Annotated in this window: 24 protein-coding genes; 5 read left to right on the top strand and 19 right to left on the bottom strand. The window is 74.0% G+C overall.

All coding sequences use genetic code 11. The features are described 5' to 3' along the window. Positions 1-28: 28 nt before the first annotated feature. From O7600_RS26240 to O7600_RS26215, 6 genes are all read right to left on the bottom strand, one after another. Positions 29-3,517 (bottom strand): ABC transporter ATP-binding protein, encoded by a 3,489-nt coding sequence (locus tag O7600_RS26240; RefSeq protein WP_281591097.1) that lies wholly within the window; start codon positions 3,515-3,517, stop codon positions 29-31. A gap of 90 nt (positions 3,518-3,607) precedes the next feature. Next, complete coding sequence (locus O7600_RS26235; protein WP_281591096.1) at positions 3,608-4,201, bottom strand: TetR/AcrR family transcriptional regulator; 594 nt, start codon at positions 4,199-4,201, stop codon at positions 3,608-3,610. A gap of 10 nt (positions 4,202-4,211) precedes the next feature. Then, positions 4,212-6,362 carry a YhgE/Pip domain-containing protein gene (locus tag O7600_RS26230; RefSeq protein WP_281591095.1) on the bottom strand — a complete coding sequence of 717 codons (2,151 nt, stop codon included), beginning with the start codon at positions 6,360-6,362 and terminating at the stop codon, positions 4,212-4,214. Beyond that, complete coding sequence (locus tag O7600_RS26225) at positions 6,359-7,081, bottom strand: ABC transporter ATP-binding protein (RefSeq protein WP_281591094.1); 723 nt, start codon at positions 7,079-7,081, stop codon at positions 6,359-6,361. The genes O7600_RS26230 and O7600_RS26225 overlap by 4 nt, the downstream gene beginning before the upstream one ends. A gap of 99 nt (positions 7,082-7,180) precedes the next feature. Continuing rightward, a complete protein-coding gene (locus O7600_RS26220) occupies positions 7,181-8,020 on the bottom strand; it encodes a DUF4081 domain-containing GNAT family N-acetyltransferase (protein ID WP_281591093.1) in 840 nt (279 codons plus the stop codon). Positions 8,021-8,097: 77 nt separating this feature from the next. After that, entirely contained in the window at positions 8,098-8,598 is a 501-nt protein-coding gene (locus O7600_RS26215) for a hypothetical protein (RefSeq protein WP_281591092.1), read from the bottom strand. Positions 8,599-8,719: 121 nt separating this feature from the next. Here O7600_RS26215 and O7600_RS26210 point away from each other — a divergent pair, with 121 nt between their 5' ends. Continuing rightward, positions 8,720-9,313, top strand: a complete 594-nt coding sequence (locus tag O7600_RS26210; protein ID WP_281591091.1) for a PadR family transcriptional regulator — start codon at positions 8,720-8,722, stop codon at positions 9,311-9,313. A gap of 48 nt (positions 9,314-9,361) precedes the next feature. On the opposite strand, the gene O7600_RS26205 is transcribed toward O7600_RS26210, so the two are convergent. Then, complete coding sequence (locus O7600_RS26205; protein ID WP_281591090.1) at positions 9,362-10,180, bottom strand: class I SAM-dependent methyltransferase; 819 nt, start codon at positions 10,178-10,180, stop codon at positions 9,362-9,364. Positions 10,181-10,310: 130 nt separating this feature from the next. On the opposite strand from O7600_RS26205, the gene O7600_RS26200 reads away from it, so the two are divergent. Then, positions 10,311-10,985, top strand: a complete 675-nt coding sequence (locus O7600_RS26200; protein WP_281591089.1) for a helix-turn-helix domain-containing protein — start codon at positions 10,311-10,313, stop codon at positions 10,983-10,985. 58 nt (positions 10,986-11,043) lie between these two features. Here O7600_RS26200 and ispG read toward each other — a convergent pair whose 3' ends face one another. The 7 genes from ispG to O7600_RS26165 form a co-directional block, all read right to left on the bottom strand. After that, the gene (ispG, locus tag O7600_RS26195) at positions 11,044-12,219 is read right to left on the bottom strand and encodes a flavodoxin-dependent (E)-4-hydroxy-3-methylbut-2-enyl-diphosphate synthase (RefSeq protein WP_091580121.1); all 1,176 of its coding nucleotides are present in this window, start codon (positions 12,217-12,219) and stop codon (positions 11,044-11,046) included. 9 nt (positions 12,220-12,228) lie between these two features. Then, positions 12,229-13,476, bottom strand: a complete 1,248-nt coding sequence (locus O7600_RS26190; RefSeq protein ID WP_281591088.1) for a site-2 protease family protein — start codon at positions 13,474-13,476, stop codon at positions 12,229-12,231. Next, positions 13,473-14,687, bottom strand: coding sequence for a 1-deoxy-D-xylulose-5-phosphate reductoisomerase (gene dxr, locus O7600_RS26185; protein WP_281591087.1), 1,215 nt, complete (start codon positions 14,685-14,687; stop codon positions 13,473-13,475). Before dxr ends, O7600_RS26190 begins: the two co-directional genes overlap by 4 nt. A 129-nt stretch (positions 14,688-14,816) precedes the next feature. After that, positions 14,817-15,455: a Uma2 family endonuclease gene (locus O7600_RS26180; RefSeq protein WP_099162115.1), complete on the bottom strand. Its 639-nt coding sequence runs from the start codon at positions 15,453-15,455 to the stop codon at positions 14,817-14,819. A gap of 88 nt (positions 15,456-15,543) precedes the next feature. Continuing rightward, on the bottom strand, positions 15,544-16,767 hold the full coding sequence (locus O7600_RS26175; protein ID WP_281591086.1) for a PP2C family protein-serine/threonine phosphatase: 1,224 nt from the start codon (positions 16,765-16,767) through the stop codon (positions 15,544-15,546). 142 nt (positions 16,768-16,909) lie between these two features. After that, complete coding sequence (locus O7600_RS26170) at positions 16,910-17,383, bottom strand: YcxB family protein (protein WP_281591085.1); 474 nt, start codon at positions 17,381-17,383, stop codon at positions 16,910-16,912. A 46-nt stretch (positions 17,384-17,429) separates the two neighbouring features. Beyond that, a complete protein-coding gene (locus O7600_RS26165) occupies positions 17,430-17,975 on the bottom strand; it encodes a GNAT family N-acetyltransferase (protein ID WP_281591084.1) in 546 nt (181 codons plus the stop codon). 51 nt (positions 17,976-18,026) lie between these two features. Here O7600_RS26165 and O7600_RS26160 point away from each other — a divergent pair, with 51 nt between their 5' ends. Then, the gene (locus tag O7600_RS26160; RefSeq protein ID WP_091580136.1) at positions 18,027-18,869 is read left to right on the top strand and encodes a YhjD/YihY/BrkB family envelope integrity protein; all 843 of its coding nucleotides are present in this window, start codon (positions 18,027-18,029) and stop codon (positions 18,867-18,869) included. Between the two features lie 13 nt (positions 18,870-18,882). Here the strand turns inward: O7600_RS26160 and O7600_RS26155 are convergent, their stop codons facing one another. Both O7600_RS26155 and O7600_RS26150 read right to left on the bottom strand, forming a co-directional pair. Further along, positions 18,883-20,049: an alkaline phosphatase PhoX gene (locus O7600_RS26155; protein ID WP_281591083.1), complete on the bottom strand. Its 1,167-nt coding sequence runs from the start codon at positions 20,047-20,049 to the stop codon at positions 18,883-18,885. Positions 20,050-20,153: 104 nt separating this feature from the next. Then, entirely contained in the window at positions 20,154-20,570 is a 417-nt protein-coding gene (locus O7600_RS26150; protein ID WP_281591082.1) for a ribosomal protein L7/L12, read from the bottom strand. Positions 20,571-20,695: 125 nt separating this feature from the next. Between O7600_RS26150 and O7600_RS26145 the strand changes: the two genes are divergently transcribed. Further along, on the top strand, positions 20,696-22,291 hold the full coding sequence (locus tag O7600_RS26145) for an NAD(P)/FAD-dependent oxidoreductase (RefSeq protein ID WP_091584026.1): 1,596 nt from the start codon (positions 20,696-20,698) through the stop codon (positions 22,289-22,291). A gap of 53 nt (positions 22,292-22,344) precedes the next feature. Here the strand turns inward: O7600_RS26145 and O7600_RS26140 are convergent, their stop codons facing one another. Both O7600_RS26140 and O7600_RS26135 read right to left on the bottom strand, forming a co-directional pair. Next, complete coding sequence (locus O7600_RS26140) at positions 22,345-22,983, bottom strand: TMEM175 family protein (RefSeq protein ID WP_281594271.1); 639 nt, start codon at positions 22,981-22,983, stop codon at positions 22,345-22,347. 106 nt (positions 22,984-23,089) lie between these two features. Next, positions 23,090-24,670, bottom strand: a complete 1,581-nt coding sequence (locus O7600_RS26135; protein WP_091580142.1) for a Rieske 2Fe-2S domain-containing protein — start codon at positions 24,668-24,670, stop codon at positions 23,090-23,092. A 255-nt stretch (positions 24,671-24,925) separates the two neighbouring features. Here O7600_RS26135 and O7600_RS26130 point away from each other — a divergent pair, with 255 nt between their 5' ends. After that, positions 24,926-25,150 carry a DUF2631 domain-containing protein gene (locus O7600_RS26130; RefSeq protein WP_091580146.1) on the top strand — a complete coding sequence of 75 codons (225 nt, stop codon included), beginning with the start codon at positions 24,926-24,928 and terminating at the stop codon, positions 25,148-25,150. Positions 25,151-25,223: 73 nt separating this feature from the next. Here O7600_RS26130 and O7600_RS26125 read toward each other — a convergent pair whose 3' ends face one another. Continuing rightward, positions 25,224-26,411, bottom strand: coding sequence for a DivIVA domain-containing protein (locus tag O7600_RS26125; RefSeq protein WP_281591081.1), 1,188 nt, complete (start codon positions 26,409-26,411; stop codon positions 25,224-25,226). Positions 26,412-26,421: the final 10 nt, after the last annotated feature.

The following is a 26,421-nucleotide window of genomic DNA, read 5'->3' as shown; positions in this document are numbered from 1 at the left end:
CCGCCGCGACGGGCGGGGCGGACGGTGGTCAGCCGGCCAGGTGGGACCAGCGGGCCTCCAGGTCCGACCAGGCGCCCTGGGCGACGACCACGCCGTCGACCAGCACCACCACGTGGTCCGCGCGGACCAGCGCGGCCCGCTTGGCGGTCGAGCCGACCACCGTAACCCCGTGCTCACGCAGCGCCGCCCAGAGCGCCAGCTCCGTGGTCACGTCCAGCGCCGAGGACACGTCGTCGGCGACCAGCAGCTCGGTACGCGGGGCGAGCGCCCGGGCCAGCGCCAGCCGCTGGAGCTGCCCGCCGGAGAGCCGGGTGCCCTTGTGCCCGATGAGCAGGCCGAGCCCGCCCCCGGCGGCGGCCAGGTCGTGTTCCAGCTGGGCGGTGGAGACCGCGCCGGCGGCGTCCACCTGGTGGCCGAGCGCGATGTTCTCGGCCACGGTGCCGGAGAGCACCCGGGGCAACTGCCCCACGTAGCCGACCTGGTTGGGGCGCAGGAACAGCTCCGGCTCGGTGACCGGCTCGCCGTTCCAGCGCAGCGCGCCGACGTGGTGCACGATGCCGGCGAGCGCGCGCAGCAGCGACGACTTGCCGGCGCCGACCGGCCCGACCACCAGCACCAGCTGTCCGCGCTCGACCACCAGGTCGACGTCGCGGACGGCCAGCGTGCCGTCGGAGTGCAGCGCGCCGAAGCCGGCCAGCTCCAGCCGCCGCAGCGGGTGCCGGGGCGGCGGCTCGGGCGCCGGCGCGGTGCCGGCGGCGAGGTCGAGCCCGGGCACCTGGGCGGAGTAGGTGGCCGTCCCGGTCATCGCCACGGTGCGCCGGGTCCACACCCGGGCCGACGGGTACTGGGAGACCAGCGCGGCAGTGGTCCAGGCGAACCAGCGGGCCGCGCCGAGGGTGGAGACGGCGACCAGCGTCGCGCCGGCGGACAACTCACCGGCCAGGTAGAGCGCCCAGGCCCCGATCGGCAGCAGTCCACTGGCGACGGACGGGGTGGACCGGGCCCACACCTGCATGGCGATCTCCCGCCGCTGCCGCTCGCTGCGCACCGCGTCCAGCCCGGCGAGGTGGCGCAGCACCGGACGGGTGGCGCCGGCCAACTTCACCGTCCGGGCGGCGGAGAGCGCGGAGACCAGCGCGGTGGCGAACGCGGCCCGCGCCTTGACGGTGCCGGCGGCGGTGCGTTCCAGCTTCGGCCCGAACAGCGTGGCCGCCAGGCCGGAGGCCACCATCGTGCCGACGAAGAACAGCGCCGGTACGACACTGCCGGTGACCAGCGTCATGGTGAGCACGATGGCCAGCGAGATGAACTGGTCCATCAGGTTGTCGGCGAGCTGCACCACCCGGTCGGTGTCGCCGCCCTGGGCCACCACCTCGGCCGGGGTGTGCCCGCTGACCCGCCGCGCGCCGGTCTGCCCGTGCACCAGCCGGGCGCTGATCCGCAGCATCTGGCGGATCCACCACTGCGGGAACCACAGGTTGGTCAGGTAGGGCAGCGGCAGCACCAGCAGCAGCGCGGCGGCGATGCCGAGCGCCGGCAGCCACGGGTCGCCGCCGGCGACCAGGTCGGCCCAGAGCCAGGGCAGCACCGCGCCGTCCAGTCCGAGCACCGTCATCACCACGAACAGGGCCACCGACACCAGGCCGTACCGGCGGTCGTTGACGCCCAGCCGGAGGATCTCCCGCATGGTCCGGGCGGGCGGCGCGGGCGGCGCCGGCGGCGGCGCGGCGCGCGGCACGGCGACGCGGCGCGGCTCGTCGGCCGGCAGGACCGGCGCGTCGTCGACCCACTCGTCGGGCGCGTCGAGCAGGTCCACGCCGCCGCGGCGGGCGCCGGCGCCCGCGTACGCCCCGGCGTGGCTGGTGGCGAGCAGTTCGGCGAAGCGGTCGGACTCGCGCAGCGGGCCGGCCTCCAGCACCGCGCCGTCGGCCATCACCACGACCTCGTCGCAGCGCCGCACCGAGGAGAGCCGGTGCGCGATGACGATGCCGATGCGGTCGGTGAGCAGCCGCTCGGTGGCCTGGCGCACCCGGTTCTCGGTGACCGGGTCGAGCCGCGCGGTGGCCTCGTCGAGGATCACCACGTGCGGGTCCCGGACCAGGATCCGGGCGAACGCCACCAGTTGCTCCTGCCCGGCGGAGAGCACGTGGCCGCCCTCGCCGAGGCGGGTGTGCACGCCGTCGGGCAGCTCGGCGATCCACCCGGCCAGGCCCAGTTCGGCCAGCGCCCGCTCGGCGGCGCCGAGCAGCTCCGGGTCGAAGAGGGCGACGTTCTCGGCGAGCGTGCCGGCCAGGATCTCGGTGCGCTGGGGCACCACGGCGACCCACCGGCGCAGTTCCTCGACGTCCAGGTCGACCAGGTCGGTGTCGCCCAGGAAGACGATGCCGCGCGGCACCTCCACGGCCCGGGTGAGCACCTTGGCCAGCGTCGACTTGCCCGATCCGGTGCGGCCGACCAGCGCGTACGAGCGGCCGCGGGCGAAGTCGAGCCGCACGTCGCGCAGCGCCGGGCCGCGCTCGTCCCCGGCGGCCGGGTAGCGGAAGGTGAGCCCGCGGACGGTCAGGTCGCCGTCGGCCGGCGCGACGCCGCCGACCGGCTCCTGCGGCGCGCCGGCCAGCAGTTGCACCCGCCCCCAGGCGCCGAACGCCTGTTGCAGGTGCGGCACCCAGCGGGCGATGTGCTCGACGGTCGCGCCGAACGCGATCGCCAGCAGCCAGATGGCGGTGAGCCGGGCGGCGTCCACCCGGCCGGTGGCGAGCGCCCACGCGCCGGCCAGCACCACCACCGCGATGCCGACCCGGACCCCGCCGGTGGCCACCGCGGTGACCCGGGCGGAGAGCCGGAAGACCCGGCCGCACCGGGCGATCACCTCGGCCGCCCGGCGGGCGTAGAGGCGCAGCACGTACGGGCGGGCGAGGCTGGTGCGCACGTCGTCCTGGCCGTGCACCGCCTCCTCCATCACGGCGGCGAGGTCGGACCACGCCTCCTCCTCGGCCATCCGGGCCGGGGCGATCCGGGCGGTGGGGCGGCGCAGGGTGGCCGCGAGCAGCGCGGTCAGCAGCACCATCCCGACGCCGGCGGGCCACCAGACGACCAGCGCGCTGGCCGTGGCGAGCGCGCAGACGGCGAGGCCCTGCGCCAGGCGTACGCCGGTGTTCCGCATCTCGGCGGCGACCTGGTAGACGTCGTTGTCGATCCGGTCGAGCAGCTCGCCGACCGGGGTGGTCTCCAGGGCCGGCAGGTCCTGCCCGAGCGCGACGCGGCAGAGCCGGCGGCGGACGTCGGCGGACCAGTCGGCGGTGAGCCGGGCCATGATCAGCCCGATCAGCAGGTCGGTCACGACGGCGGCGACCAGCGCCACGGCGAGCGCGACGAACCAGCCGGACGAGCGGTGCACCAGCACCGGCCCGGCGAGCGCGGAGGCGGCGGCCTGACCACCGGCGCCCAGCACGATCAGCAGCAGGACGGCCGCCATCCGCCGGGGTGCGGTGGTCCAGAGATCTCGGAGCAGGCGCATAGGACAGTCCTCCGGACTCGGACGGGTGGGGGCGGTGAACACAGCCTTCCCGTCCGGCCGGTGCGGATCAAACGAATTACCGCGTTCCGGTCAGGTATGGGCGACCCGGCGGACGATGCCGAGCAGTGCCTCCTGCACGTCGGCGATCGGCCGCTCCGGCTGGAAGACCAGCCAGTCCACGGCCACCACGAGCCCGACGCCGAACAGCGCCGAGCTGGCGGTCCGCACGTCCAGGTCGGCGGGGAGGTCGCCGCTGTCCACGCCGGCGCGGACCGTCTCGGCGATCACCTCGATGGCCTCGCCGCGCAGCAGCCGGAGCGTCTGCTGCCACTCCCGGTTGGTGCGCCACATCTCCGACAGCAGGAGCTGGGCGAAGGCCCGGTAGCGGCGGATGTAGTCCAGCTCGGCCCGGACCAGGGCGGCGAGCGCCTCGCGCGGCGGCAGCCCGTCGACGGCGGCCCGGAACTCGGCGGTGAGCAGGCCGATGCCGTGCCGCAGCAGCTCCTCGAAGAGGACCGTCTTGGACTCGAAGTTGTAGTAGACGGTCCCCTTGGCCACCCCGGCCCGGGCCGCGATGTCGTCCACCGTGGTGGCCGAGTAACCCTGCTCGGCGATGAGCTCCACCGCCGCCACGAAGAGACGCTGGCGGGTGTCCTCCCGCCGGCGCGACCGACCGTCCGTCACCGCCCCATCCTCACATGGTCAGTTCGGGGTGCAGTTTGGCCGGGGTCAGCCGGCGGGACCGGCGCGCCGCGCCGACGGTGAGCACCATGGCGCCGAGTCCGAAGGCGAGCAGGACCAGCGCCCCGCCGACCACCGGGCCGGCCGGCCCGCCGTTGATGGTGTGTCGCAGGCCGGCCACCACGTACGTCATCGGCAGCCAGGGGTGGATCGCCTGGAAGAAGCCGGGTGAGGTCTGCACCGGGTAGGTGCCGCCGGAGGAGGTGAGCTGGAGCATCAGCAGGGCCAGCGCGGCCAGCCGGCCGGCCGGGCCGAGCGCGACGCCGAGCAGTTGCATGATCGCGGTGAACGCCAGCGAGGTGAGCGCGAGCAGCCCGAACGTCGCCACGCCGTGCTCCGGGTGCAGGCCGAGCGCGAGCGTCACCACCGTGTAGAGCACCGCGACCTGGGCCAGGCCGATCGCGGCGGCCGGCAGCCAGCCGGCGAGCACGACCCGCCAGCCGGGCGCGCCGGACATCACGTGCCGCCGGTTGACCGGTCGCAACAACATGTACGTGATCATCGCGCCGACCCAGAGCGCCAGCGCCAGGAAGTAGGGCGCGAAGCCCACGCCGTAGGAGCCGGCCGGGTGCCGCGAGTCGCGGATCAGGCCGACGGGGTCGCCGAGCACGTCGGCGCGACTGCTCGCGTCGTCGTACCCGGGCAGCTTCTTCTCCCCGGCGGCGAGCCCGTCGGCGAGGTCGCCGGCGCCACCCTCCAGCCGGGTCAGCCCGTCCACCAGCTTGGTGCTGCCGGTGCCGAGCTGGGCCAGGCCGCCGTCGAGCGCCCGGGCGCCGGTGGCGAGCCGGTAGAGCCCGCCGCGCAACTGGTCGGCGCCGGTGGACGCGTCGCCGAGCCCGTCGCGGAGCTTGGCGCTGCCCTGGGCCAGCGTGGTGAGCCCGCCGGCCAGCTCGTCGACCTTGGCCCGGGCGGAGGCGACGTCGTCGGCCAGGTGCGGCGCGGCGGCGGCCACCTCGCGGGCGGTCTTCGCGACGTCGGTCATCTGCTTCTTCAACGCGGCCAGGTCGGTCCGGTCCAGTGCGGCCCCCAGCGCCTTCGCCTGGGTGACGGCCCGGTCGGCGGCCGCGCGGGCGGCGGCGAAGTCGCTGTCGTCGGCCAGTTCGGGGTGTTCCTTCGCGACCGCGTCGAGCCGGTCGGAGATCTCCTGCGCCGTCCGCACCACCTCGTCGGCCTTGGCGGGCAGCGCGTCCAGGCCGTCGGCGAGCTGCTGCGCGCCGGTGGCGACGGCGGTGGCCGCCTGCTGGATCTTCTCGGCGTTGCGGCGCAGCACCGGTTCGTACCGGTCGGCCGCGGCGTCGACCTTCGCGGCGGCGGCCCTCGTCTCGGTGGCGGCCCGGCCGGCGCCGTCGGCGAGCTGGGCCGCGCCGGTCTGCAACTGGTCGAGGCCCCGGGCCAGCTTGTCGGCGCCCCGCACCGACTGGTTCAGCCCACCGGTGAGTTGCCCGGCGCCGTCCTCGGCGTCGCCGAGCCCGTCGGCGAGCTGGCCGGCGCCGCGCTGGGTGGTGCCGAGCCCGTCGGAGATCTTGCCCGCCCCGTCGGCGGCCCGGCCCGTCTCGGCCTTGGCGTCGGTGAAGCCGATCAGCATCTTGTCGAAGTACGAGGCGGCGGTGCTCTCCGCGGCGGCGGCCCGGATCTCGCTGAACGCCGAGCGGGCGAGCAGCCCGGAGAGGTAGTTGGTGGCGTCGTCGTTGACCACCTTCAGCTCGCCCTGCCGGGCCGGGCGGTCCGGCTCGGGGCTGGCGGCGAGCGTGGCGGAGAAGTCGGCGGGGATCGAGAAGACCAGGTGGTAGCGGCCGTCGCGCAGGCCCTTCGTGGCGTCGGCCTGGTCGGTCACGGTCCAGCCGAAGACCTTGCGGTCGAGCAGTTCGTCCGCGAGGTCCCGTCCGGCGTGCACCTCGGTGCCGTCGCCGGCCCGGGCCGGCCGGTCGGCGTTGACCAGGGCGACCGGGATCCGGTCGAGGTTCCCGTACGGGTCCCAGAAGGCGTAGAGGTAGAGCGCGCCGTAGAGCAGCGGCACCACGGTGAGCACGGCGAGCGCGGCGCGTGGCAGCCGGCCGCGGGTCATCCGGCGCAGCTCGAACAGGGCCAGTCGCAGCACGCTCATGCGGGCACCTCGGCGGTCGGAACGGAAGCGGTCGGGGCGGGACCGGTCAGGGCGGGGGCGGGCAGCGCGGGGTCACCGATGCGGTGCGCGGTGGCGGACACCCCGGGTTCGATGGCGCGGGCGCTGACGACCACGGCGTACCCCTGGTCGGCGAGGCGTTCCAGGGCCGCCCACATCCACTCCCGTTCGGGGCGGTCGGCGCCGGCGTCCACGTCGTCGGCGACGATCAGGCGGGGGCCGCCGAGGCTGGCCAGCACCAGCCCGAGCACCTGCCGCTCGACCGGGGTGAGATCGCGGCCGTACCGGTCGGGGTCGAGCGGGGCGTCGGTGAAGCCGGCGCCGGCGATGGCGGCGGCGTAGGCGTCGCGGCGGTAGGCCCGGCGCGCCCGCACGGCGGCGACCGGGACGAGCTGGCGGCGGCGGCGCGGGACCGGGCCGAGCAGCAGCAGCCGTTCGGTGATGTGCTCGGCGACGGTGAGCGTCGGGTCGGGCTCGTGCACACCGGCCACCTGGCCGAGCGCGGCCGGTCCCCGGCGGCGCAGCTCGCCGTGGCTGTGCGGGAAGCGCCCGGCCAGGGCGAGCAGCAGGGAGGTGCGTCCGCTGCCGGGCGGCCCGGTCACCGCGTGCAGCTCACCGGCGGCGGCGGTGAGGTCGACGTCCCGGTAGACCCAGCCGCGGCGGGTACGCAGCCCGAGCCCGTTGGCCTCGACGATCGTCATGACACCCGTTCCCACAACTAAACTGACTGGTCAGTACAAAAACATGACCAGCATAGCGCCGGGTGTCCGGTTCGACGCAACGCGAGGAGAGGGTGATCCTCAGAACAGCACGGTGGCGAGCGTGCCGACCGGGCGGAAGCCGCAGCGCTCGTAGACCCGCCGTGCCGGCAGGTTGAAGTCGTTGACGTAGAGGCTGACCGTGGGCGCGACCCGCTCCAACGTGTCGCGCACCACCGCGGCCACGGCGGGGGCGGCGATGCCCCGGCCCCGCCACTCGGGCGCCACCCAGACGCCCTGCACCTGCGCGGTGCGGCGGGTCACCACGGCCAACTCGGCCTTGAAGACCACCCGGCCGTCGACGAACCGGGCGTAGGCGCGGCCGGCGCGCACCAGCTCGGTCACCCGCCGCCGGTAGCCGCGCCCGCCGTCCTCGGCCAGCGGCGAGACGCCGACCTCCTCGGTGTACATCGCGACCGCCGCCGGGAAGAGTCGGTCGACCTCACTGCCGCGCACCCGGCGCACCTGCGGGTCGGGCGCCACGGCGGGCAGGGCGTCCGTGGCCAGCAGCGGCTGGTTCGGGCGTACGTCCCGGGCCGGCCCCCAGTGCGCGGAGAGGCGGTCCCAGAGCCCGAGCACCGCGTCGGCGCGCCCGACGATCGAGGAGCAGAGCCGCTCCTCCGCGCCCAACTGCTCGGCGAACGCGGCCACCGCCGGCTCGGACGCGAGCACCGGGGTGAGGTTGCCGCCCAACCAGCAGATCGCCTCCAGGTTGCGGCGGGAGCCGTAGCCGAGGATCCGCGCCTCGGCCCGCCACCAGGCCAGCCCGCGCGCCGCCACCCGCTCGGCGACCTGCGCGCCCGCGTACGGGTCGAGGTCGAGCAGCCGCTCGACCGCGCGGCGCTCCGACTCCCCCAGTTGGCGTACCGGCACCGTGAGCACGGTTACCAGCCTGCCAGATGGACCCGGGAGCGCGCGGGCCGACCGGACACCCCGGTGACCGGCCGGTGAGCGGCGGCTCAGCCGGCCGGAACCGGTTCCGGCGCCGCCGCCGGCGGCCGGGTGCGCGCGGCCCACCGCACCACCGGCGGCACCAGCACGCCGAGCAGCAGGAACGACCCGCCGAGCAGCAGCCAGCCGGGTACGCCCCAGCCGATCGCGAGCGTGGTCACCACCACCGGGGCGACCATCGACCCGAGCTGCATGCCCATCCCGTACGCCCCCTGGCGCTGGCCGTGCGCGTGGGCCGGGGCGAGGCCGAACGAGATGCCCCAGCCGGCCGCCGCGTGCCACAGCTCCCCCACCACGTGCACCAGCGCGCCGGCCAGCAGCAGCGGCACCGCCACCGCCGCCGGTACGTCACCCGCGGCCGCGAACACGCCGACCTGGGCCACGGTGAGCCCGACCGAACGGGTGAGGAAGAGCGCGCTGGCGGTGAGCCAGGTGCCCCGACCGACGGTATTGATCAGGATGGACAGGGCGAGGGTCCGGGACGGCCCCGGTTCGGGTAGCAGGCGCACTCCGGCACTTTAGCAAGACGTACGTACGGTTTTTAGCCCCGCTAGTTTTGACGTCTTGTCGGCGATGCATTGCCGATATATCGTTGATGCATCAGTGATACGACGACAGAAGGAGAGCCCGATGGGTTTCCGTCGACACGTGCACACCATGCACGACGAGATGCACCGCCACGGCGGCTTCGGTTTCCCGCCCGTACCCCCGGGACCGCCGCCGTTCCCGCCCGGACCGCACGGTCACGGGCGGGGCCGGGGTGGCCGGGGCCGCGGGCGCGGCCGGCGGCCGAACGTGCGCGGCGCCGTGCTGGCGCTGCTCACCGAGCGGCCGATGCACGGCTACGAGATGATCCAGGAGATCGACTCCCGCACCGGCGGGGCCTGGCGGCCCAGCCCCGGCTCGATCTACCCCACCCTGCAACTGCTGGAGGACGAGGGCGTCATCGCCACGGCCGCCGACTCCGACGGCGGGCGCAAGCGGTTCGCCCTCACCGAGCAGGGCCGGGCCGAGGCGACCGAGGCGGCGCAGACCCCGCCCTGGGCGGAGTTCGCCGAGCAGACCGTCAACAGCTGGCACGACATCCGCGACGCCGGCGCGCAGGCCATGCACGCGCTGCGCCAGGTGATGACCACCGGCACCGACGACCAGCGCGCCCGGGCCGCCCAGGTGCTCGACGAGACCCGGCGCAAGCTGTACGCCATCCTCGCCGAGTCCGAGTGAACACCGCCGCCGGGACGGCACGCCGGCCGGGCTACGACCGGCGTGCCGTCAGGCGCGGCGCGCGGTGACCAGCAGGTACTCCCACCGCATCACGCCGCCCTCCAGGTGCCGGGCGGCCAGGTCGGTCAACGCGCGGTCGAGCCCGGCGGTCCGCTCCGGGTCACCGGCGTTCGCCCGGTAGACCGCCACCGTCGGCCCGTAGTGGGTGGCGAAGAAGTCGCGGAACTCCGCCGGCGAGGCGAACCGGTTCACGACCACCGCGTCCCGTCCCAGCGTGAGCGAGGAGACCCGGTCGGCGAACAACTCCCGGACGTGGTCCTCGTCGCCCCAGAGCGGCGGCGGCTGGGCGCCCGGCGGCGGCGGGGGCGCGTACGGCCGCATGGCCGCGAACAACTGGCCCACGAAGCCCTCTGGCGTCCAGTTGACCAGTCCGATCGTCCCGCCCGGCCGGCAGACCCGGAGCAGCTCGTCGGCGGCGACCCGGTGCCGGGGCGCGAACATCACGCCCACGCAGGAGAGCACGGCGTCGAACTCGCCGTCGGCGTACGGCAGCGCCTCGGCGTCGGCCTCCTGCCAGGTCAGCGCCAACCCCTCCCGCTCGGCCGACGCCCGGCCGATCTCCAGCAGCTCCGGGGTCAGGTCGCCGGCCACCACCTCCGCCCCGGTCCGGGCCGCCGGCAGGGCCGCGTTGCCGGTGCCGGCGGCCACGTCCAGCACCCGGTCGCCCGGCCCCACCCGGGCCGCCCGAACCAGCGTCGCCCCCAACTGCGGGATCACCTGCGCGGCCACGGCGGCGTAGTCGCCCAGCGCCCACATCGCGCGGTGCCCGGCCTTCACGGCCGCGTCCCGCTCCTGTTCCTCGATCATCGCCCCGCTCCTCACCTGTCGTCCCTGCCAGCGACGCTAGGCATCGGGCGGCCCGGCCCCCAGTACGAGATCTGTACCGCTCCCGACAGGTTGCTGGCCGGGCCGCCGGGCCGGGCGTAGCGTGCCCGCCATGGGGGCCTCCTACCACCAGTTCTGCCCCGTGGCGAAGGCCATGGAGCTGCTCGACGAGCGGTGGACGCTGCTCGTCGTCCGGGAGTTGGTCAGCGGCTCGGAACGCTTCAACGAGCTGCGCCGCGGGCTGCCCCGGATGTCGCCCACGCTGCTGTCCCGCCGGCTGCACCAGCTCGTCCGCGCCGGCGTCGTGGAGCGGCGCGTCGACGGCGGCGACGTGCGTTACGTCCCGACCGCCGCCGGGCGCGAGCTGCGGCCCGTGGTGGAGGCGCTCGGGGCCTGGGGCGTGCGCTGGATCGGCGAGCTGGGCGACGCCGACCTCGACCCGAAGCTGCTGCTGTGGGACATGCACCGGCACGTCGACCACGACGCGGTCCCGCCGGGGCGTACCGTCGTGCGGTTCCGCTTCCGCGACGTGCCGGCGGCGCTGCGCGACTGGTGGCTGGTCATCGCCGCCGGCGAGGCCGACGTCTGCGACGACGACCCCGGGCACGACGTGGCCGTGACCGTCACCGCCGACCTGCGCGCCCTGGTCCAGGTCTGGCTGGGCGACCTGGACTGGCCGGCCGCGCTGCGCAGTGGGGCGGTGCAGGTGGCCGGGCCGGAGGAGCTGCGGCGCGCGGTGCCCGGCTGGTTCACCCTCTCCCCCTTCGCCGCCGTGCCCCGGCCCTGAGACGGCGCGTGCGGCCGCCCCCGGGAGGGGACGACCGCACGGCGACGCGGGAAGTGGGTCAGTGCACGGTGACCGTGGCGCCACCCGGCACCAGGTCCCGCAGCTCCTCGGGGATCTCGGCGCCCATCTCGTCGGCGATCCGCAGCGCCTCCTCGATCAGCGTCTCCACGATCTGCGCCTCCGGCACAGTCTTGACGACCTTGCCCTTGACGAAGATCTGGCCCTTGCCGTTGCCGGAGGCGACACCCAGGTCGGCCTCGCGGGCCTCGCCCGGACCGTTCACCACACAGCCCATGACCGCGACGCGCAGCGGCACCGGCAGCCCCTCCAGGCCGGCGGTGACCTCCTCGGCCAGCTTGTAGACGTCGACCTGGGCCCGACCGCAGGACGGGCAGGAGACGATCTCCAGGCCGCGCTCGCGCAGGCCCAGCGACTCCAGGATCGCGGCGCCGACCTTGATCTCCTCGACCGGCGGGGCGGAGAGGGAGACCCGGATGGTGTCGCCGATGCCCTCGGCCAGCAGCGCGCCGAACGCCACCGCCGACTTGATCGTGCCCTGGAACGCCGGGCCGGCCTCGGTGACGCCCAGGTGCAGCGGGTAGTCGCACTTCTCGGCGAGCAGCCGGTAGGCGCGGATCATCACCACCGGGTCGTTGTGCTTGACCGAGATCTTGATGTCCCGGAAGCCGTGCTCCTCGAACAGCGAGCACTCCCAGAGCGCCGACTCGACGAGCGCCTCGGCGGTGGCCCGGCCGTACTTGGCCAGCAGGCGCTTGTCCAGCGAGCCGGCGTTCACGCCGATCCGGATCGGCACACCGGCGTCGCCGGCCGCCTTCGCGATCTCCTTGACCTTGTCGTCGAACTGCCGGATGTTGCCCGGGTTCACCCGGACCGCGGCGCAGCCGGCGTCGATCGCGGCGAAGACGTACTTCGGCTGGAAGTGGATGTCGGCGATCACCGGGATCTGCGACTTGCGCGCGATCGCCGGCAGCGCCTCGACGTCGTCCTGCGAGGGAACGGCGACCCGGACGATCTGGCAGCCGGACGCCGTCAGCTCGGCGATCTGCTGGAGCGTGGCGTTGACGTCGGCGGTGAGGGTGGTGGTCATGGACTGCACCGAGACCGGCGCGCCCCCACCGACCGGCACCGAGCCGACCATGATCTGGCGGCTGGCCCGGCGCGGGGCCAGCGGCGGCGGCGGTACGGGGGGCATACCGAGACTGACAGCGGTCACTTCAGGCACTCACCTTGAGAAGAGCGTGATCGGGTTGACGACGTCCGCGGTGACGGTCAGCAGCGTGAACACGCCACCGACCAAAATCACCGCGTACGTGAGGGGCATGAGCTTCAGGTAGTCGACGCGCCCCGGGTCGGTGCGGCCGATCCGGGCGTAGAGCCAGGAGCGGGCGCGCTCGAACCAGGCGATGGCGATGTGGCCGCCGTCGAGCGGCAGCAGCGGCAGCAGGTTGAACACGCCGATGAAGAAGTTGAGCGACACGAAGAGCATGAAGAACACCAGCCAGGCGTTGTTCTCCACCGCCTCGCCACCGAGCCGGCTCGCGCCGACCACGCTGATCGGGGTGTCCACGTCGCGCTCGTCGCCGGTGATCGCGTTCCACAGCGCCGGGACCTTCTGCGGGATGCGCTGCATGGCGTGCGCGGTCTGCACCGCCATGTTGCCGGTGAAGTCGGCGGTGGCGCCGAACGCGGCGACCGGGCCGTATTCCACCCGGGTGGGGGTGCTCGGCTGGAGCGCCACGCCGAGCGCGGACACCGCCGAGGTGGCGCCCTTCGGGTCGCCCAGCGGCGGGCGCTGCACCGCGGCCAGGTCGACGGTGGCCGTGGCCGGGGTGCCGTCGCGCAGGTAGGAGACGGTGGCGGCGCCGGGCTTGGTGCCCCGGACCACGTCGAGCATGTCGCCCCAGGTGGAGACCGGACGGCCGTTCACCGCGGTGATCCGGTCGCCGTCCTTGAGCTGGGCCTGGGCGGCCGGGCTGGCCGGGTCGCCGCTCTGGCAGGCGCGGCTCGCGTTCTCCACGACCACGCACGGGGCGATGGCGACCACCGCCGGCTCGGCCCGGAAGCCGGCCTCCGTGGTGGGGAACCTCGGGTTCGGCAGGCCGGCGGAGACGGCGATGATCCAGAGCGCCACCAGCGCGATGGCGAAGTGCATCGCGGAGCCGGCGGACATCACGATCGTCCGCTTCCACACCGGGTAGCGCCACATGGCGCGCTTCTCGTCCCCCGGCTCGACGTCGTCGTCCTGCGGGGTCATACCGACGATCTTGCAGAAGCCGCCGAGCGGGATCCCCTTGACGCCGTACTCCGTCTCGCCCCGCTTGAACGACCAGAGCGTCGGGCCGAAGCCGACGAAGTAGCGGGTGACCTTCATCCCGAACGCCTTGGCGGTCAGCATGTGACCCGCCTCGTGCAGGCTCACCGAGATGAGGATCGCCAGGGCGAACAGCACCACCCCGAGCAGATAGCTCATCGAGCTCCTTCCACCGACCCGACGATGATCTCCTGGGCGTGCGCCCGTGCCCACGACTCGGCGGCGAGCACGTCCTCGACGGTACCTGGTTCGTCGAAGTCGGGAGCGTCCTCCAGCACCCGCTGGAGGGTGTCGACGATGCCGAGGAAGGGCAGCCGCCCGGCCACGAACGCGGCCACGCACTCCTCGTTCGCCGCGTTGTAGATCGCCGGCCGGCACCGGCCGGCCTCGCCGGCCGCCTTGGCCAGCGCGACCGCCGGGAACGCGGTGTCGTCGAGCGGGAAGAACTCCCAGGTGTGCGCGGCGGTCCAGTCGACCCCGGCGGCGGCGCCGGGGACCCGGTCCGGCCAGCCGAGCGCGACCGCGATGGGCAGCCGCATGTCCGGCGGGCTGGCCTGGGCGATCGTGGAGCCGTCGACGAACTCGACCATCGAGTGGATCACGGAGGTGGGGTGGACCATCACCTCGATGTCGGCGTACGGCACGTCGAACAGCTCGTGCGCCTCGATCACCTCTAGCGCCTTGTTGACCATGGTGGCGGAGTTGATCGTGACGACCGGACCCATGTTCCAGGTCGGGTGCGCGAGCGCCTGCTCCGGTGTGACGGCGGTCAACTCGTCGCGCCGCCGGCCCCGGAACGGACCGCCGCTGGCGGTCACGATCAACCGGCGGACCTCCGGGCGGGCGCCGGAGCGCAGGCACTGGGCCATCGCGGTGTGCTCGCTGTCCACCGGCACGAGCTGCCCGGGCCGCGTCAGGGCCGCCCTGACCAGCGGACCGCCGGCCACCAGCGACTCCTTGTTGGCCAACGCGAGGGTGCGCCCGGCACGCAGCGCGGCCAGCGTCGGCGGCAGGCCCAACGAGCCGACCACGCCGTTGAGCACCACGTCGCACGGCCACTGCGCCAGCTCGGTCATCGCGTCCGGCCCGGCCACGATCTTGGGCAGCTTGAAGTCGCCGGTGGCCCAGCCGCGCCGGCTCGCCTCGGCGTAGAACGCCAACTGGAGGTCCTGCGCGGTGGACGCGCGGGCCACGCCGACCGCCTCCACGCCCAGCTCCAGCGCCTGGGTGGCGAGCAGTTCCACGTTGCCGCCGCCGGCGCCGAGCGCGACCACCCGGAACCGGTCCGGGTTGCGCTTGACGATGTCGATGGCCTGGGTGCCGATGGAGCCGGTCGAGCCGAGCAGCACGAGGTCTCGGGGAGTGGTCACCCGCCCATTGTTCCCCAGCGCCTCACCCGTCCCGCCCCGGCGTCCCCCCGCGGCTTGATCGACTTCACTTCCCCGAGGTGGCGCCGTCCCGGCCCGACCGATGCCGCCACCTCGGCGAACCAGTGTGGATCACACCGAGGTCCCGGACCCGGGGGCCTCCTCGTCGAGCAGGTCGGCCGGATCGACGCTGAAGTCGAACGGCTGCCGCATCACGAACGTGGTTCCCGCGGCCGCGGCGGACAGCGGCCGGTACTCGCCGTCGACCAGCTCGTAGAGCGCGAGCGCCGGCACCCGGTTACGCAGGTCGACCCGGAGGAAATACGGCACGCCGGCGGCGGCGTACTCCCTCGGCCGGTCGATCACGTCCTTGCGCCGGTTGCCGGGCGACACGATCTCGCCGAGGAGGACGGCCTCACCGATGTCGACCGCGGACCGGCCGCCGCCCGAGGAGCGGAGCACGGCGATGTCAGGGATGAACATGTCCTTGCCACGGACCAGGTTGATCTCCGGATAGACCCAGAGTCCCTCCCGGCGGGCGGCCCGGTGCAGGAGGTAGGGCAATTCGCGTTCGACCGACTGGTGGTCGATGCCGGCATGTGGTGTCACGATCACGCTTCCGCTCAGGACCTCGACCTTCGGGCCGTTGGTCTCCGGTAGGAGATCGAGAGCGAGCTGCGCGGTCCACGGTTCGTCGTGCCACCGGAGCACGTCGAACGACGGCTCGGCGGGCTGCGGCGCCGGCTCGGGCGCGAATGCGGCCTGGGCCATCGGGCTCACCCCCTCAGCGGGTAATCGTGCTACCGCCCACCCTAGCGGCGCTGCCCCGCCGAGCCCTGCTCGCACACGGTGTCCGTCGCTACCGGGATCCCTGAACCCGCTCGGTGAGATGCTCCAGATGCCCCAGGGGCAGGTGTGGTGGCTGCCACTCCAGGAACAGCGCGGTGGCGTCGTCGTCGAGCTGGTCCCGCTGGTAGGCGAGGACGGCGCGGACCAGACGGCGCATCGTCTCCGGGCTGGGCAGCTGATCGTTGAGGGCACGCTCGACGAAGTCGACCAGCCGGTCCAGCCCGAACCGTTCCCCGTCGTCGCCCCGGGCGTCGGTGATGCCGTCGGTGTAGGCGAGGACGCGGTCGCCCGGGTGCAACGCCTCCTCGTGCACCCGCGGGCGCCTGGCCGACAGGTTGCCCAGCCCGAGCGGCAGCGCGGTCGGCCCGGGCAGCGCCCGGACGGCCTTGCCGTCCCGCAGCAGCATGGCCCCGGGGTGGCCGGCGTTGATGATCCTCAGCAGGCCGGTCCGCCGGTCCAGCTCGGCGAGCAGCGCGGTCGCGAACAGGCCGGGATGCTCGGAGCGGACCCACCGGTCGATGCTGATCGCCGTGTCGACCAGGTCGAGACCGGTGCGCCGGGCGTTGCGGTACGCGCTGACCACGAGCGAGGCCAGCGCGCTCGCCTTGATCCCGTGCCCGCAGGTGTCGAAGAGCCCGACGCTGAGCACGTCACCGTTGAGCGCGTAGTCGAAGATGTCCCCGCCGACGTCGTAACACGGTTCGAGAATGGCGGTGATCACCAGGTCGTCGGTCGCGAAGGTCAGCGGCGGCAGCAGCCCCCACACGGTCTCGGCGGCGACCTGCATCGGAAGGCGGCGGCGGATCCGTTCGACGACGTCGCCGTAGAGCCGGCGGTTCACCAGGACCTGGGCGACGGCGACCGCCACCTCCCAGGCCGGCCGGTCCAGCGCGGGATCGCCGGCGCCGGACGACACGATCTCCAGCACCCCCAGCCGCTCACAGCCGAGCAGCAGGGGCACCCAGAGCCGGTCCGGATGGTCGGGGGCGCGCTGCACCCGGAGGCCGGTGAACGCCCGGCCGGCCAACGTCGTCTCGATCGTCAGCTCGTCCCGAGGTCCGCCGGCGCCGACCAGGGGTACGAGCGAGGACTGCGTGTAGTCGGCCAGGTAGATCACGATGTCGGTGGCCCCGATGGCGGGCGCGGCCCCGCTCACCAGGAGCGACAGCTCGTCCGGCCCACCCCGGGGGGCGTTGAGGTGCAGCCAACGCGCCGCGTCGCCACCGTCGACCACACCACCACCTCCCCCCGTGTCCCCACCACCGTAGGAGGCCGGCGGCGAACTGCCAACGTGGGGCGCGGGCGAGACGAGCGCTTCCGCCACGCCTGTGACCCATGTCGCGAGTCGACGATCGCGCAGACCGCACGTCTCAGCGTCAGGCCGGCGATGTCCGGGAGTGGAGGAAGGCGAGAAGGTCCTGTCTCTGCTCCGGCGTCAGCGGAGCCAGCGCCACGATCAGCACCCGTCCTCCCGTCAGGTACACCAGCAGCTGGTCGTGGACCTGTTCGACGGCGGACACCGCGGACCACCGCACCAGCATGTGGCCCTCCGGGGTCTCACACCGCAGGCCCTCGTCCGAGAGACTCCACCGGGTCACGACGGAACCCCACTGCCAGGCCGCGCGCACCGCGCGATGCAGCATCACGGCCGGGGCGAGAAACCAGAGGAGCACGGCGCCGCCCGCCAGGACGGCGGCGACGATCCGGGGCTCCGCGACGAGCGCGAGCACCGACAGCAGAGCCAGCGAGCCGCCCAGCCACCGCCAGGGCAGGACCGTCCGCCGGAGGAACCGCCGCCACGCGGCGGTGAACGCGACCCGATCGGGCGCCGCCTCGAACTCGATCAGCACGACGTACGGTAAACCGCCTCCTCGTCCGATGATCTCCGCCGAACGGTCAGGCGGGGCGGTCCAGGACGAACGTCTCCAGGGCGGCGCCGCCATACCAGTCGCCGCGCACGCCGACGTGGGTCATCCCGAGCCGCCGGGCCACCGCCATGGACGGCTCGTTGCCGGCCATCACCACCGCGTACACCCGTGGGGTTCCGGTGGCGAACTCGCGCTCCAGCACCGCCCGGGCCGCCTCGGTGGCGTAGCCGTGGCCCTGGGCGTCGGGGTGCAGGTGCCAGCCCACCTCGATGTCGTCGGTGAGGGTCACGCCGTCGCGCCCGGGCAGCGGCTTGAGCAGGACGCTGCCCGCCGCGGGGCCGGCGTCGCGGGGTTCGATCGCCCACAGACCCCACCTGCCGGCGTACGGCGCCCAACGGTCGCGCCACAGACGCACCCGGTCGCGTGCCTCCGACGGGTCGGTCATCCGCCCCGCCCCGCCGCCGAGCCAGCGCATGACCTCCTCGCGGGAGTAGATGTCGTAGACGCGGGCCAGGTCGTCCGGTGATTCCGTCCAGTCCCGGACCACGAGCCGCTGGGTCGAGGCGATCATCATGACGCCGGATCGTAATGCGTGCCGGACGGTCGTACGGGGAACGAGGGGGCGATGGGCGACGGGTGGGAGCGGACCAAGCGGATCACGGCTGCGGCGTTCCGGCCGGTCCGGGGCCGGGATCTGTCGCTGCACGCCGCCGCGATCACCTTCTACGGCGCGATCGCCGTGGTGCCGGTGGCGCTGCTGGCGATCTGGCTCACCGGGCTGGTCGCCGGGGCCGACCGGGTGCGCCGGCTCACCGGGTACGCGATCGACACCCTGCCCACCCAGATCGGCGCGGACCGGGCGGTGGCCGCGCTGGTCGAGGCCGGGGTGACGCTGACCCCGCTGCTGGCCCTGGCCTCGCTGCTGCCGGCCTCGCTCTACGGCGAAGGGCTGCGCCGGGCGTTCGTCTCGGTGGCCGAGCCGCGCGGCGAGTCCGGCGCGCTGGTCGGCTGGCGGGGCCGGCTGCTGCTGCTTCCGCTGCTCGCGCCGGCCCCGGCGCTGCTGCTGTCGATCCTGCTGGCGCTGCCACTGACCACCCGGCTGGTCCGCCAGGGCGGCTGGATCGGCGCGCTGGGCGTGGTGCTGTCGTTCCTGGCCGTGTGGCTGGTGCTCACGCCGGTGCTGGTGTGGGTGTTCCGGGTGGTCGGACCGGCCTCCCCGGACTGGCTCTCCACGCTCGGCATGGGCTCGTTCACCGCCGCGAACCTCTCCGGCTTCCTGCACGGCTTCGTGCTGTTCTGCTCGCTGCCGCTGAACCTGGGCGTGCCGTTCGGCGGGTTCGACGAGATCGGCGGCGGGGTGGCGGTGCTGCTCTGGCTCTACCTGTTCCACGTGATCGTGCTGGCCGGCTACTCGGCCACCCTGGCGCTGAGCCGGTGGCGGGCCGCCCGGGTGGCGGCCCGCGCCTGACCGGTGAGCCGCGTCAGCGCCGGAACGGGCCGCGCACCTCGTAGGTGATGCCGCCGCTGCCGGCGGTGGCGCCGCTGGTGCCGCGCTGGGAGGAGAAGTAGAGCCGGCTGCCGTCCGGGGCGAACGCCGGCCCGGTGATCTCCGACTTCGCCTGGCCGAGCAGCCGCAGGAACGGCGAGACCACACCGGCCGGCGTGATCACGTTGATCTCCATGTTGCCGCCGTCCTCGGCCACGTAGAGGTCGCCGCCCAGCGTGCCGGTGAGGTTGTCCACGCCGGTCAGCGGCGCGGCGCCGGCCGGCACCAGCGAGTCGTCGTACGCGAGGTCGAGCCGCTGGTTCACCGCGTCGTACGCCCACACCCGGTTGTCGCCCTTGGTGGTGAACCAGCAGGTGTCGTCGGCGTACCAGCAGCCCTCGCCGCCGGTGAACGACTGCGCCGCGCCCACCTGGTAGCGGGTCGGCACCGGGAACCCGTCCCGGTCCGGCAGGTCCCGCCAGGTGACCGGGCCGGTGACCTGGCCGTCCGGGGCGCAGAGCACCTGCACCCGACCGGTGCGCAGGTCGCCCCAGGTGTCCGGCACGAAACGGTAGAAGCAGCCGTCCGGTTCGTCCTCGGTCAGGTAGACCACCCGCCGCACCGGGTCGCAGGCCGCCGCCTCGTGCTTGAACCGACCCATCCGGGTCCGCTCCTCGCCGCCCCGGCCGCCGTCGGGCCAGGTCTCGAAGACCCGCCCCAGCGGCACCTCCTCGCAGGAGAGCCACGTGCCCCACGGGGTCGCCCCGCCGGCGCAGTTGGTGTTGGTGCCGCCGAGGATCCGGTAGGCGGCGACGACCGCGCCGTCGGCCGCGAACCGCACCGCCGAAGCGCCGCCGACCAGCGGGACCTCCGAGTTGGAGACGTAGATCCAGCCGTCGCCGCTCGGGAAGCAGGCGCCGCCGTCCGGCGCCCAGTGCCAGGAGTACGAGGTGCCGGCGACCCGCTGCCCGGAGCGGGCGATCACCCGGCTGGTGAAGCCGGCCGGCAACTGGAGGCCGTTGGCGTCGGCGGGCAGCAGGTCCCCGTACGGGCCGGGACCGGGTTGGGCGGGCTGGGCGGGCGCGGCGCCGGCCCAGAGGCTGCCGGCGAAGGCGGCCGCGCCGCCGACGGCGGTGGCACGCAGGACGGTACGACGATCCATCGGGGTGACCTTCCCGGAGGCGGTGGGTGTCCCGTCGACGGTAGAACACGAATCCATCGACCGCTGCCGCTGTCCGGTGAACGCCCGGTGACGGCCGCTCGGCGTCAGAGGCGTTCGACGTACCGCTTGGCGTCGGCCAGCGACAGGTTCGTGTGCTCCCGCACCACCTTGATCGCCTGGATCTTCCTGCCCCGGTGCAGCAGCCGCGCGGCCTCGGCCCGCACCGCGTCGTCGACGTTCGCGCCGGGCACCGGGACGCCCGGTGACCAGGCCCCGCCCGCCGCCAGCAGGTCCACCACGCGCTTCGCGTCCAGCAGCGACAGCCCAGTCTGCGCACGCAGCACCTTGACCGCCTCGACCGTACGCCCGGCGCGGGCCAGCCGGAGCACCTCGGCCCGCCCGTCAGCGGCGGGGCGGTCCGGGGCGACCAGGTCCCGGGGACGGCCGCGCCGTAGCATGAGCAGCACCAGCACCACCACGACCAGCGCCGCCACGAGGGCGACCGGGACAGCCTCGGACATGGCCGCCACGGTAGCCGCCCGCCGCGAACCCTCCCACCGGTGACGTGCCCGCACTAGGCTGCCCGGGCATGAGCGAACGCACCGAGCGAAGCGAGGGCCATGAGCGCATGCCCAGCCGGCACCGCATGAGCGAAGCGAGTGAGTTGCCGTCCCGCGCCGACGTCGTCGTGGTCGGCTCCGGGCACAACGGCCTGGTCTCGGCGATCCTGCTGGCCCGCGCCGGCCTCGACGTGCTGGTGCTGGAGGCCGCCGAGGTGATCGGTGGGGCCACCCGCACCGAGAACCCGTTCCCCAAGGTGCCCGGCCTGCGTCACTCCACCGGGTCCTACCTGCTGGGGCTGATGCCGCCGGAGCTGCTGGCCACGCTCGACGTGACCATTCCGGTGCTGCGCCGCGACCCGCACTACTTCCTGCCCACCCCGGGCGGGCTCGGCTCGCCGTACCTGCTGTTCGGCAGCGACACCGCGGCCACCCGGCGGCAGCTCACCGACATGTTCTCGGCGGCCGACGTGGCCGCCGACGACGCGCTCCAGGCCGAGCTGGCCCAGTTGCGGGAGGACCTCGCGCCGGCCTGGCTGGCCGAGCCGCTGCCGGTCGAGGAGACCGCCGAGCGCTACGTCCGGCCGGCGCTGCGGCAGGTCTTCGTCGACCTGGTGCGCGGCTCGGTCGCCGACCACCTGGCCCGCTTCGACTTCCGCTCCGAGCTGCTGGTCAGCATGTACGCGGTCACCGACGGCCTCTCCGGGCTCAACGCCGGCCCGGACGACCCCGGCACCGGCCACAACTTCCTGGTGCACAACATGTGCCGACTTCCCGGGTCGGACGGCACCTGGATGATCGCCGAGGGCGGCATGGGCACCGTCTCGCGTACCTTCGCCGAGGCCGCCCGACGCGCCGGCGCGCGGATCGTCACCGGCACGCCGGTCACCGCGATCACGCTCGACGCCGGCGCCGCCTCCGGGGTGGTGCTGGCCGACGGTCGGGAGGTGGGCGCGTCCGTGGTGCTGGGGGCCTGTGACCCGTACCGGCTGATGGAGCTGCTGCCCGACGGCGCGCTCCCGGCGGAGCTGGGCGCGCGGATGGCGGCGGTCCGCCGCCCCGGCACCACGCTCAAGCTCAACCTGGCGCTCACCGGGCTGCCCCGCTTCTCCTGCCTGCCGGCGGACGCGCCGAGCCCGTTCGGGTCGACCATCCACCTGCTCCCCGGCTCGGCCTCGCTGGTCGGCGCGGGCGGCGAGTCGCCGATGGCCGCGCTGCGCGGCATGTGGGCGGATGTGCGGGCGGGGCGGCTGCCGGACGAGCCGACCATCGAGTGGTACCTGCACACGACGGTCGACCCGTCGCTGTCCGACGGGGCCGGGCACCACTCGTCGGCGCTGTTCGTCCAGTCGGTCCCCTACGAGCTGGCCGGCACCACCTGGGACGCGGCGCTGCCCGGCTACGTGGAGCGGCTGATCGCGATCTGCGAGCGGTACGCCCCGGGCGCCGGTGACCTGATCGCGGACGCCGTGCCACTGCCCCCGCCCGGCATCGAGGCCCACTTCGGCATCACCGGTGGGCACATCCACCACGTCGACAACACGGTCTCGTTCACCGACCGGATGCCGTACGCGACCGGCGTGGACGGCGTCTACGCGGGCAGCGCCGGCTGCCACCCGGCGGGCAGCGTGATCGGCGCCGCCGGCCACAACGCGGCCCGCCGCATCCTCGCCGACCTGTAAGGAAGGGCCCCCTGTTAACGCCTCCGGTAGAGCAGGGGTCCCCTCTTAACACCTCACGGCGTCTCGGTGGCCTCCTGCCCGGCGCGCGGGAGGTCGCCGGGGCCGCGGATCACGTAGAGGCCGACCAGCAGCAGGTAGGCCAGCAGGCTGAGGATCGGGTCGACGAACACGACCGCGAACGCGACCAGGTAGAGCAGCGGGCCGAGCCGGAACCGGCGGGCCACCGCCCGGGCCAGCCGCGGGTCGAGGTCCGGGTGCAGCAGGCCCCGGCGGCGGGCCCACCACCAGCTCAGGTTGAAGAACAGCGCCTCGCCGAGCACCGTGCCCACGTACAGGGCGGCGGTGAGCCGCTGGTCGCCGATGGTGCCGCGCAGGTGGTCCGCGAGCAGGTTCGCGGTGAACGGGATGGCCGCCACGAACATCAGCAGCAGCAGGTTCAGCACCAGCAGCATCTGGTCGACCCGGCAGACGTAGCGCCACATGTTGTGGTGGGTCAGCCAGACCTGGCCGACCACGGCGAACGTGATCACGTACGCCAGGTAGGCCCGCCACTCGTGCGCCAACGCGGCCGGCAGTCCCCGGTCACCCGGCTCGTCCGGGCCGAACTGGAGCAGTTCGACCGCCATCAGGGTGAGCACGATGGCGATGACCGCGTCGCTGAACGCCTCCACCCGCGAGGCGTCCCGCGCCATCTCGCTGCTGCGCCCGAACCGGTACCCCGGTTCCCGGTCCGCGCCCGTCACGCCGCCCCCACACCACGATGGTCGCGTGCCGGGGCGGCGGGCGGGGCGGAAAGCGTCAGATGACCGCTTCCCCGGCCGGCGCCGGGGTCTCCGCGTCGGCGCGGTGCGCGCGGATCTTGTGCCCGACGCTGGTCAGGCAGCGGCCGCTGGCCAGGTCGAACTTCCAGCCGTGCAGCTGGCAGGTGAGCTGGTCGCCGTCGACGATGCCGAACCGGCTCAGGTCCGCCTTCAGGTGCGGGCAGCGCCGCTGCACCACCCAGCCGTCGAGCGTGATGTCCTCGGCGTCGACCGCCCGCTCGTGCTCGTCGTACCAGCCCTCGGCGTACTGGAGGCGTTCCTCGGAGAGGCACTTGAAGAAGGCGTAGACGAACTCGTTGTACTGGCCGATCCGGGCCGCCGAGAACCGGCAGGACAGGAAGAGCGAGTTGACCCAGTCCACCTCGTCGATGTGCAGCAGGTGCTCGATCAGGGCGCGCTCGGTGCGGAACCGGTAGCGGACCTTCTCGTCCGCGTACGGCCGGACCTCCTTGCCCGGGAAGTCCACCACGATCGACTCGACCTCGGCACCGTCGTAGCCCACCAGGTCGAAGCGGACCGGGCCGCCCACGCCCTTGGCCAGGTAGATCGACTCGTCCAGCAGCGGCTCGATCCGGCGCTTCATCTGGCCGAGCACGTCGATCTCGGGGTGCCGCCAGGACGCCTTCTCGGCCTCGATGATCGGGCGCTTGCGCTCCCGCATCTCCTCCAGGTGCGCGACCTTGTTCGCGAAGAACTCCTCCACCGGCACCGGGTGGGTGGTGGTCGCGCCCTCGGTGGTGATCTCCGTGACGCTGCCCGGCAGGAGCACGATGCCGTTGGTGCCGCCGACCTTGGCGTACTCGGCCAGGAAGACCGACTGGTCGGGGAAGATGTTGCCCTCGTCGCCGAAGATGTCGTTGAACTGCCACAGCTCGTCGTCGAGGAAGCAGGGCGGGCCGGCGATCGGGAAGACGTGGTCGGCCTTCAGGTCGTCGATGTAGCGCCAGGTGCGGTCGAACTGCCGGTCCCGCTTCTGCTTGCCGAACGCGGTCTTCGCCGCCTGCGGCAGCTCGTAGACCATCGGGTACCAGATCGCGCCGGAGAACTGGAGCATGTGCGCGTGTACGTGGCCCAACTCGGCGAAGACGGTCAGGTCGGTCGGGCGGGCGTCGTTCTGGTTGAGCAGCCGGACGCCGTCGTACTCCACCCACAGCGACGAGTCGCCGATCGGGCCGTCGGTCGGGCTGGTCAACGCCTGAATCATGATCTTCAGCCCGCCGGGCAGCTCCACCACCTGCTCGTTCGGCGCCTTGAGGAACTTCGTGAAGCCCAGCGCCCGCAGCTCGTCCTCCATCTCCGAGGTGGGGAACTCGGGCAGCAGGACGGTGGCGTCCTTGGAGATGACGTCACGCAGGTGCTTGGCGTCGAAGTGGTCCCGGTGCAGGTGCGACACGTAGAGGTAGTCGACCTGGCCCAGGGTGGCCCAGTCGAGCTGGGAGTTGTCGGGGAACGGGAACCACGAGGCGAAGTAGGCGGGATTGACCCACGGGTCGCACAGGATGCTGCCCGCGGGCGTGTCGATCCGCATGCTGGCATGGCCCGTACCGGTCACTCGCACCGCAATCCCCCTCGACAAGACATCAGGCGTACGTCAGGAACGCTACCGGAGGCAGTGTGGTCGCCGTTCCGCGACGCCGGTAGTGCCGTTGCGCCCCGGTCGGAACGGGTCCAACGACCCGGGCCGGTCGGCGGCGCGCGGGCCGCCGGTCGCCCGCGCGGGTCATCAGTGCCCCGTGAGGTCGGACCCTGCGCCGGGCCCGGCGGGGCGCGTGCCAGACTGATCGGAGATCCGATCGCGAGGGAAGGACCGACAGTGGCAGGAGACGAGCCGGTAACCGCGCCAGATCAGCACAAGCCCGGGCACCGCAAGTCCGGGCGGATCGGTGCGGTGGTGTCGGCGGTGGCCCTGGTGTTGATGGCGTTCTGCGGCACCGAGGAGGGCCGGGTGGAGGACATCTGGCTGTTCGGGATCGCCGCGCTGCTGCTCGCCATCGTCATCGGCGACGCCGTGCTGCGCCGCAACGGCCTGCGGTCCTGACGCGCGGCGCCAGCGGTACGCGAAAGGGCCCGCCCCCTCCTCGGGGGCGGGCCCTTTCGTCGTCGTGGGCGGCTCAGCGGCCGAGCAGGATGTCCTGCACGTCCTTGAGCGCGGCGTCGACCTCGGCCTCGAAGTAGCCGCCGGGCACCAGCCCGAAGCGCAGCGTGTCGAGGTCCTTCGGGTTCACCGGCATCGGGTTGCGCCCCTGCATGCCGCCGAGCAGCGTCTCGAAGAACCGGTCGACCTGGTCCGGGTCGTACCCGCTGCCGAAGCGGCGGACCTGGAAGCTGCGCCGGATCTGGTCGACCCGGTAGAGGTCGCTGCCGGGCGGGCCGGCCATCGGCGGACCCACCATCGGCGGGCCGGCGGCCGGCGGGCCGACCAGCGGCGGGCCGGTCATCGACGGGCCCGGGCCGTAGCCCTGGTCCGGCGGGCCGTAGCCCGGCTCGGGGGCGCCGTAGCCCTGCTGCGGCAGCGCCGGCGGACCGGCCGGTCCGCGACCGCGCAGGTCACGCAGGTCACGCTCGGGCATGCGGATCTCGGCGGTCATGTCGGCGCGGCCGTGCCGACCCGCCTCGAAACCGTCGAACCGCTCGTCCGGGCCGTAGCCACCCGGGCCGTTGTCGGGGCCGCCGTAGCCACCCGGACCGTTGTCCGGGCCGCCGTAGCCACCCGGACCGTTGTCCGGGCCGCCGTAGCCACCGGGGCCGGGCGGGAGGCCACGCGGCGGCGGGCCACCGTGGCCGAGCGGGGCACCCGGGCCCATCGGACCGGGGCCGCCCGGGCCGCGAGGCGCGTCGTAGCCGCCGCGGGGGGCGTCGTACCCGCCGGCGAACGCGCCGGTCGGCTCGTCGTACCGGTTGCCGTAGCGGTCGACGGGCGGGCCGGCCTGGGCCGGCATCTGCCGGGGCGGCATCGGCGGCTGGGGCACCGGGGACAGGCCGCGGTCGTCGCGCATCGGCGGGCCGAGCCGGTCGGCCATCCGGGGGTCGCCACCGCGCCCGCCGGGGGCGGCGGAGCGCTCCTCCAGCTCGGCGAGCTGCCGCTCCACCCGGTCGAGGTGCAGGTCGACCTGCCACTCGTCGTAGCCGTTGAAGCGGACCCGGAAGACGACGTCGTGGACCTCCTGGGAGGCCACGGGCGCGCCCACCGGCTGGCCGGCGAGGGTCGCCTCGACCCGGTCCAGGAAGGCGTCCACCTCGTCGACCTTGTATCCCCGGCGGAGCGCCTTACGCCGGAAACGCTGACCCTGACTCGCCACTATGTCTCCT

It is taken from the genome of Micromonospora sp. WMMA1998 (assembly GCF_027497375.1).
GTDB lineage: Bacteria > Actinomycetota > Actinomycetes > Mycobacteriales > Micromonosporaceae > Micromonospora > Micromonospora sediminicola.
Note: the sequence above shows the minus strand (reverse complement) of the source record. Positions and strands in the feature narration are given on the sequence as shown.